At 54.5% G+C, this 7,153-nt stretch carries 6 protein-coding genes; 5 read left to right on the forward strand and 1 reads right to left on the reverse strand.

What is annotated here, in order from left to right; translation table 11 throughout:
* Position 1 precedes the first annotated feature (1 nt).
* From rbsA to rbsR, 5 genes are all read left to right on the forward strand, one after another.
* A complete protein-coding gene (gene rbsA, locus ACPUC8_RS24850) occupies positions 2–1,510 on the forward strand; it encodes a ribose ABC transporter ATP-binding protein RbsA (RefSeq protein WP_058973927.1) in 1,509 nt (502 codons plus the stop codon).
* Positions 1,507–2,478: a ribose ABC transporter permease gene (gene rbsC, locus ACPUC8_RS24855; RefSeq protein WP_034830072.1), complete on the forward strand. Its 972-nt coding sequence runs from the start codon at positions 1,507–1,509 to the stop codon at positions 2,476–2,478. Before rbsA ends, rbsC begins: the two co-directional genes overlap by 4 nt.
* Before the next feature lie 27 nt (positions 2,479–2,505).
* On the forward strand, positions 2,506–3,381 hold the full coding sequence (rbsB, locus tag ACPUC8_RS24860; RefSeq protein ID WP_039332952.1) for a ribose ABC transporter substrate-binding protein RbsB: 876 nt from the start codon (positions 2,506–2,508) through the stop codon (positions 3,379–3,381).
* 65 nt (positions 3,382–3,446) lie between these two features.
* Positions 3,447–4,376 (forward strand): ribokinase, encoded by a 930-nt coding sequence (gene rbsK / locus ACPUC8_RS24865; RefSeq protein WP_039332951.1) that lies wholly within the window; start codon positions 3,447–3,449, stop codon positions 4,374–4,376.
* A 13-nt stretch (positions 4,377–4,389) separates the two neighbouring features.
* Complete coding sequence (rbsR, locus tag ACPUC8_RS24870) at positions 4,390–5,373, forward strand: ribose operon transcriptional repressor RbsR (RefSeq protein ID WP_039332949.1); 984 nt, start codon at positions 4,390–4,392, stop codon at positions 5,371–5,373.
* Here the strand turns inward: rbsR and mdtD are convergent.
* Positions 5,370–6,773, reverse strand: coding sequence for a multidrug transporter subunit MdtD (gene mdtD, locus ACPUC8_RS24875; RefSeq protein ID WP_039332948.1), 1,404 nt, complete (start codon positions 6,771–6,773; stop codon positions 5,370–5,372). The genes rbsR and mdtD overlap by 4 nt on opposite strands.
* Between the last annotated feature and the right edge of the window lie 380 nt (positions 6,774–7,153).

Here is a 7,153-nt window from a genome sequence, read left to right on the forward strand (position 1 = left end):
TATGCAACCGTTATTGCAACTCAAAGGGATTGAAAAGTCGTTTCCTGGTGTAAAAGCGCTGAATGGTGCCTCGCTGGCCGTTTATCCGGGCCGCGTGATGGCACTGGTCGGGGAAAACGGTGCGGGTAAATCCACCATGATGAAAGTGCTGACTGGCATTTACAGCATGGATGCCGGTTCGCTGCAGTGGCTGGGTAAGGATGTGGCTTTTTCTGGACCGAAAGCGTCGCAGGAAGCGGGCATTGGTATCATCCATCAGGAACTGAACCTGATTCCGCAATTGACCGTGGCAGAGAATATTTTCCTCGGTCGCGAATTTGTTAACCGCTTTGGCCGTATCCAGTGGCAACGGATGTATGCCGAGGCGGACGCTTTATTACATCGCCTCAACTTACGCTTCAATAGCCATAAGCTGGTGGGCGATTTATCGATTGGCGATCAGCAAATGGTTGAGATTGCCAAAGTGCTGAGCTTCGAGTCACAGGTCATCATTATGGATGAACCCACCGATGCCCTGACCGATACCGAGACCTTGTCGCTGTTCCGCGTGATCAACGAGCTGAAAGCCCAAGGCTGCGGCATCGTGTATATCTCGCACCGCATGAAAGAGATCTTCGAAATTTGCGATGACGTGACCGTATTCCGTGACGGCCAGTTTATTGCCGAGCGCGCGGTCAGCGATCTCAGTGAAGAGAGTCTGATCGAGATGATGGTCGGCCGTAAGCTGGAAGATCAATATCCGCATATCGATCAAGCCCCGGGGGAGGTTCGCCTGAAGGTGGAGCACCTCAGCGGTCCGGGTGTGGATGACGTCAGCTTCACTTTACGTAAAGGCGAAATTCTGGGCATTTCCGGCCTGATGGGCGCGGGACGTACTGAACTGATGAAAGTGCTGTACGGTGCGCTGCCACGCACGCACGGTAAGGTCACGCTGAACGGGCGCGAAATCACCACCCGATCCCCACAGGACGGTTTGGCAAACGGCATCGTTTATATCTCAGAAGACCGCAAGCGTGATGGCCTGGTACTCGGCATGTCGGTGAAAGAGAACATGTCGCTGACGGCGCTGCGCTATTTCAGCCGGTCTGCGGGCAACCTCAAACACAGTGAAGAACAGTTAGCGGTGGGTGATTTTATCCGCCTGTTCAACGTCAAAACCCCTTCGATGGAGCAGCCGATTGGCCTGCTGTCTGGCGGAAACCAACAGAAAGTGGCAATTGCGCGCGGATTGATGACGCGTCCAGACGTGTTGATTCTTGATGAACCGACCCGTGGTGTAGACGTAGGCGCAAAAAAAGAGATTTATCAGTTAATTAACCAGTTCAAAGCCGAAGGGCTAAGCATCATTTTGGTGTCGTCGGAAATGCCGGAAGTACTGGGCATGAGCGATCGCATCCTGGTGATGCATGAAGGCCACCTGAGTGGCGAATTTTCCCGTGAGCAGGCTACCCAGGAATCCCTGATGGCGGCAGCAGTCGGTAAGCAACACAGCGAGGAATTAGTTGTATGAGCACCCAAACCTTACCCGCCAGCCGTCGCTGGTTCAGCAAAGCCTGGCTGCTGGAGCAGAAATCGCTGATTGCGCTGATCGTGCTGATTGCCGTGGTGGCGAGTCAAAGTCCAAACTTTTTCACCGTCGCCAATATGTTCAACATCCTGCAGCAGACGTCGGTCAACGCCATTATGGCGGTTGGCATGACGCTGGTGATTTTGACTTCGGGTATCGATCTGTCCGTGGGGTCGCTGCTGGCGCTGACCGGTGCGGTCGCGGCCTCGATTGTGGGTCTGGAAGTGAACGCGCTGGTGGCGGTGGCCGCTTCGCTGGCATTGGGTGCGGCGATTGGCGGTATTACCGGCGTGATTGTCGCACGTGGCAAGGTGCAGGCTTTTATCGCCACCTTAGTCATGATGCTGCTGCTGCGCGGTGTCACCATGGTGTACACCAACGGCAGCCCGATCAACACCGGCTTCAGTGATAACGCTGATCTCTTTGGCTGGTTCGGGATTGGGCGTCCGCTGGGGATCCCAACACCAGTATGGCTGATGGCAGTGGTGTTCGCGCTGGCCTGGTACATGCTGCATCACACACGTCTGGGCCGCTACATCTATGCGTTGGGTGGTAACGAAGCGGCAACGCGTCTGTCAGGCATCAACGTTAACCGCGTAAAAATCATCGTTTATTCATTATGCGGTCTGCTGGCAGCGCTGGCCGGCACCATTGAAGTGGCGCGCCTCTCGTCTGCCCAACCGACGGCGGGCACTGGCTATGAACTGGATGCGATTGCTGCCGTTGTATTGGGCGGAACCAGTCTGGCGGGCGGTAAGGGTCGCATTATGGGCACGTTGATTGGTGCGCTGATCCTTGGCTTCCTGAACAATGGCCTGAATCTGATGGGTGTGTCTTCTTACTACCAAATGATTGTTAAAGCCGTAGTCATTCTGCTGGCGGTGCTGGTGGATAACAAAAGCAGTAAGTAACTCTGACCTTCACACAGGATTATATAAATGAAAAAGTTAACTGCATTGGCCGTCATCCTTGGCGCCACCCTCAGTGCTGGCGCGATGGCAAAGGACACCATTGCGTTGGTGGTATCGACTCTGAATAATCCGTTCTTTGTGTCACTGAAAGATGGCGCACAGAAAGAAGCCGACAAACTGGGTTATAACCTGGTGGTGTTGGATTCACAGAACAACCCGGCAAAAGAGCTGGCGAACGTGCAGGATCTGACTGTGCGCGGCACCAAGCTGATGCTGATCAACCCAACGGACTCTGATGCCGTGGGTAACGCCGTGAAAATGGCAAACCAGGCGAACATTCCGGTGATCACCCTGGACCGTGTGGCTGCTCAAGGTACCGTGGTGAGCCACGTGGCGTCTGACAACCGCTTCGGCGGCAAAATGGCCGGTGACTTCATCGCGAAGAAACTGGGCGATGGCGCCAAAATCATCGAACTGCAGGGCATTGCCGGTACTTCCGCGGCGCGTGAGCGTGGTGAAGGTTTCAAACAGGCCGCTGATGCACACAAATTTAATATCCTGGCGAGCCAGCCTGCAGACTTCGACCGTACTAAAGGTCTGAACGTGATGCAGAACCTGCTGCAAGCGCATCCAGACGTGCAGGCGGTATTTGCGCAGAACGATGAGATGGCACTGGGCGCACTGCGTGCACTGCAGACCGCAGGTAAAACCGATGTGCTGGTGGTCGGCTTCGACGGCACCGCTGACGGTGTGAAAGCAGTAGAATCCGGTAAACTGACCGCTACTGTCGCGCAGATGCCTGATAAAATTGGCGTGATTGGCGTTGATACTGCAGATAAAGTGCTGAAAGGCGAGAAAGTGCAGGCGGTTAACCCAGTAGACCTGAAGCTGGTTACCAAATAAAAAAGCAAAGAAAAGCATGGCAACGCGCCACCTTCCCGGTGGCGCAATTTTCTGGATCAAACCCGATGAACACAAACGCAAAACTGGCGGTACTTGGCAGCATTAATGCTGACCACATCCTTAACCTCACCCATTTTCCTCGTCCCGGTGAAACGGTGATCGGAAAACAGTATCAGATTGCTTTTGGGGGGAAAGGGGCGAACCAGGCTGTGGCAGCCGGTCGTGCCGGTGCTGACATTGCTTTTATTGCCTGTGTTGGCGCTGATGATATCGGCGAACGTATCCGCCAGCAGTTGCAGCAGGACCGCATTGATACGGCACCGGTTGAAACCGTTGCCGATGAAGCCACCGGTGTGGCGATGATCTTCGTGAATGGCGAAGGTGAAAATAATATCGGCATCTATTCTGGTGCCAACGCAGCACTCACTCCAGAGTGTGTAGATCGTCATCAGCAGGTGATTGCCCAGGCAAAAGCGCTGTTGATGCAGCTGGAGTCTCCGCTGGAAAGCGTATTCGCAGCGGCAAAAATTGCGCGTGCCAACGCCACGCAGGTCATTTTGAATCCCGCACCGGCAACGCATTTGTCTGATGAGTTGCTGGCGTTGATTGACATCATTACACCGAATGAAACCGAGGCCGAAATTTTGACCGGTATCGCGGTGAAGAGTGATGAAGACGCGGCGCGTGCCGCGCAGGCGTTGCATGACAAAGGAATTCACACGGTACTGCTCACCTTGGGTCGCCGTGGTGTGTGGCTGAGTGAGCAAGGCAAGGGTGTACGCATTCCGGGCTTTAGCGTGCAGGCGATTGATACCATTGCCGCTGGCGATACCTTCAACGGTGCCTTTATTACCGCGCGTCTGGAAGGGGTTGCGATGCATGATGCAGTGCGTTTTGCCCATGCCGCTGCCGCCATTGCGGTAACGCGTCCGGGTGCGCAGCCCTCAGTGCCGTGGCGCACTGAGATCGATACCTTCCTGCAACAACAGGGTTAAGCCTTTGGCGACCATGAAAGATGTCGCCCGCCTGGCGGGCGTCTCTACCTCCACCGTTTCCCACGTCATTAATAACAATCGCTTTGTCAGCGAACAGGTGCGGGAAAAGGTCGAACAGGCGATTCGTGAACTGAACTACGCCCCGTCGGCACTGGCACGTAGCCTGAAGATCAATCAAACCCGCACCATTGGCATGCTTCTGACAGCCAGCAGTAACCCGTTCTACTCCGAAGTGGTACGCGGCGTGGAGAATAGCTGCTACGAACGCGGTTATAGCCTGATTCTGTGCAATACCGAAGGTGACGAGGAGCGTATGAATCGCAGCCTCGAAACGCTGATGCAAAAGCGCGTCGATGGCTTGCTGATGATGTGTACTGAAACGCATCTTCCCTCTGCCGAGATCCTCAATCGTTATCCCTCGGTACCGATGGTGATGATGGACTGGGCTCCGTTTGAAGGGCGTGGCGACATTATTCAGGACAATGCGCTGCTGGGGGGAGAACTGGCGACACAGCATCTTATCGATCGTGGCTACACGCGGATTGCCTGTATTGCTGGACCACAAGATAAAACCCCGGCGCGTTTGCGTCTGGAGGGTTTCCACAAAGCGATGGCCAGCAGTGGATTGCCGGTATTGCCGGGTTATGTGGTTGACGGTGATTTCGAGTTTCAGGGTGGTTTCAACGCGATGAATCAGTTACTGACATTAGATTCGCTGCCAGATGCAGTCTTCACCAGCAACGATGCCATGGCGGTGGGGGTTTACCATGCGCTATTTCAGGCGGGATTACGTGTGCCGCAAGATATTGCCGTGATGGGTTATGACAATATCGAACTGGCTCGTTATCTCACGCCACCGCTCAGCACCATTCATCAACCGAAAGATGAATTAGGCGAACTGGCGATTGATACGCTGATTCATCGCATGCGTGACCCCGACGCCAGCCAGCAAACGCTGGTATTGACGCCGGAGCTGGTGGATCGCGGTTCGGTTTAAGCGGTTTTCTTCTTTTTCTCGCGATTGGCAATCAGATTGCGGCCATCGCCAGGACGCAACATCAAGAAGGCAAACGCAGACAGCACCGTGATCACTCCCATAGTCAGGAAGGTGGCGTGGAATTGTTGCACGGTGGTGCTCTCAATATCCTGCCAGAAGCGCAGCACGGCGGCGCTCACGGCCACCCCAAAACTGATCGACACCTGTTGGGTCACTGCCAGCACGCTGTTTCCGCCGCTGGCATTCTCATCATTCAAGTCGGCCAACGTGATGGTATTCATCGCGGTGAACTGCGTCGACATCGCCATCCCCAGTACAAACAAAGCCGCCAGCAGCATCAATACACTCTCACCAGGCGTTTGCAGCGAGAAGCTGGCCACCAAAATCCCAATGATGATGGTGATGCCAACCAACGTTTTGCGATAGCCGAAACGACGTAACACTTGCGTCACGGTAGATTTGGCCAGCAGCGATCCAATTGCCGTCGGCCCCATCATGCAACCCGCTATAAGCGCGGGATAGCCAAAGCCGACCTGCAACATCAACGGCATCAGGAACGGAATACAACCGGTGCCGAGACGAGCCGCGATATTCCCGATGATGCCCACCGAGAAGGTGCGGGTTTTAAACATCGGCAAGTTAATGAGTGGTGCAGGGTGACGGCGCGCATGCACTATATAAAGAAGCAGTAACGCGACACCGGTCATCAGCACCAGCACAGCCTGCCACGGCGACACAATGCGTTCGCCGAAAAGCTCAATGCCGATAGATATCAGTACCAGGCCCAATCCAAACAGAATGAAGCCGCCAAAATCAAAGCGGCGCTTGGGCGTGGTGAAATCAGGCATGAACTTACGTGCATAGAAGATACCCGCGATACCAATGGGAATGTTGATGAGGAATATCCAGTGCCAGCTGGCGTACGTCACCAGCAAGCCACCCAGCATCGGTCCAAGAATCGGCCCCACCAATCCCGGCATAGTGACAAAATTGAGCACGGGCAGTAATTCACTGCGCGGATAAGCGCGTAATAGTGCCAGACGTGCCACTGGCATCATCATCGCGCCACCCACACCTTGTATCACGCGTGAGACAACCAACATGCTCAATGAGCCGGACAGGGCGCAGGCCAGCGAGCCTAAGGTAAACAGGGAAACCGCCACAATGAACACTTTACGCGTGCCAAAGCGATCGGCCAGCCAGCCGCTGACGGGGATCAGCATCGCCACCGTCAGCGTATAGCTGATAACGGCAGACTGCATAGCAAGGGGGGAACGTTCAAGGCTGGTGGCGATAGCAGGGAGCGCAGTATTCAGGATGGTGGCGTCGAGGGCTTGCATGAAAAACGCCATGGCGGCGATCCAGGGCAAGCCGGCCATACTGCGCGCGGAGCGAATCATTGAAAGTCCTTCTTTAATAATTTGTTCAGTCTGCAACAAAGAGAGCGGCGTTTAGCCAACAGAATAGCATTGCTGTTTAAGTCGGTGACGCTGATTTGTGCCGCCAAAGCGGCGCTTTTGACTGATTATTGATCGAGAAATGTCTGTTTTTAGCCTGTTCGTATAAAAAAGTAGCGCTCAGTCAATTTTTTGCAATAAACCCTTGTCAGCCAGAATTAACTCCCTATAATGCGCCACCACTGAGACGGCAAAGCGGCAACGCAGACGGCTCAGCAGGGCGTGAAGTGATTCACCCCGCCGGAGAAAAACGCTGAAAAAAGTGTTTGACTCTGAAGGAGGAAAGCGTAATATACGCCACCTCGCAACAGCAGCTTAAGGCG

This window comes from Pantoea sp. CFCC18177, assembly GCF_059412425.1.